The following is a 206-nucleotide window of genomic DNA, read 5'->3' as shown; positions in this document are numbered from 1 at the left end:
AAGCCTGCTGGAACCTCTTTTCGTAATGCGATTTTTGGTGGCTGTAAACTTGCCAGATTCAAAAACACTTGGGTCAATCCCAGCGAAAGCCACCAATTTTTTAGGGTCAGTAAATCGATCTATCTCCCTAATTTCTGAAAAGATCGTTGCAGCGATCTTTTCTCCGATACCAGGGATAGATTTGATAATATTATATTCTTCAACTT

The 206-nt window shown here is 39.3% G+C and carries 1 protein-coding gene; it reads right to left on the bottom strand.

All coding sequences use genetic code 11. The features are described 5' to 3' along the window. The coding region (locus FS608_RS29980; protein WP_144556167.1) for a transposase at positions 1-206 on the bottom strand (206 nt) is incomplete at both ends.

The sequence above is a fragment of the Bacillus sp. X1(2014) genome (genome assembly GCF_007678255.1).
The sequence above is the reverse complement of the archived record's forward strand: the minus strand, read 5'-3'. Positions and strand labels throughout refer to the sequence as shown.